This window comes from Photobacterium pectinilyticum, assembly GCF_024357955.1.
Lineage (GTDB): Bacteria > Pseudomonadota > Gammaproteobacteria > Enterobacterales > Vibrionaceae > Photobacterium > Photobacterium pectinilyticum.
This window is the reverse complement of record NZ_JANEYT010000193.1, coordinates 1-928: the sequence shown is the minus strand read 5'-3', so window position 1 is coordinate 928 and position 928 is coordinate 1. Positions and strand designations below refer to the sequence as shown.

The 928-nt window shown below is 47.3% G+C and carries 1 protein-coding gene; it reads right to left on the bottom strand.

The genetic code is table 11. The features are described from left to right. On the bottom strand, window positions 1-928 hold a 928-nt coding region (gene tuf, locus NHN17_RS25845; protein ID WP_255045539.1), incomplete at both ends, for an elongation factor Tu.

Genomic DNA, 928 nt, shown 5'->3' with positions numbered 1-928 from the left:
GTACGGCCACCTTCACGGATAGCAAAACGTAGACCTTCGTCCATCGCGATAGGTGCGATTAGAGTAACAGTCATAGAGATGTTATCACCAGGCATTACCATTTCTACGCCTTCAGGTAGCTCGATAGTACCTGTTACGTCAGTTGTACGGAAGTAGAACTGTGGACGGTAACCTTTGAAGAAAGGAGTGTGACGACCGCCTTCATCTTTAGAAAGAACATAGATTTCTGAAGTGAAAGTAGTGTGTGGAGTGATTGAACCTGGCTTAGCAAGAACTTGACCACGCTCAACTTCGTCACGCTTAGTACCACGTAGAAGAACACCAACGTTCTCACCAGCACGGCCTTCGTCAAGAAGCTTACGGAACATCTCAACACCAGTACAAGTAGTTGTAGTAGTGTCTTTGATACCGATGATTTCTACTTCGTCACCTACAGTGATGATACCTTGCTCAACACGACCAGTTACAACAGTACCACGGCCCTGGATTGAGAATACATCTTCGATAGGAAGGATGAATGGTAGATCGATTGCACGCTCTGGCTCTGGGATGTAGTTATCTAGAGCTTCAGCTAGTTCAACAATCTTGTCTTCCCACTCTTTCTCGCCGTTTAGAGCGCCAAGAGCAGAACCCATGATTACTGGGCAGTCATCACCTGGGAATTCGTACTCAGAAAGAAGTTCACGAACTTCCATCTCAACTAGCTCTAGAAGCTCTTCGTCATCAACCATGTCACACTTGTTCATGAACACGATGATGTAAGGGATACCAACCTGACGGCCTAGTAGGATGTGCTCACGAGTCTGAGGCATAGGGCCGTCAGTTGCAGCAACAACTAGGATACCACCGTCCATCTGAGCAGCACCAGTGATCATGTTTTTAACGTAATCGGCGTGTCCTGGGCAGTCTACGTGTGCGTAGTGACGAG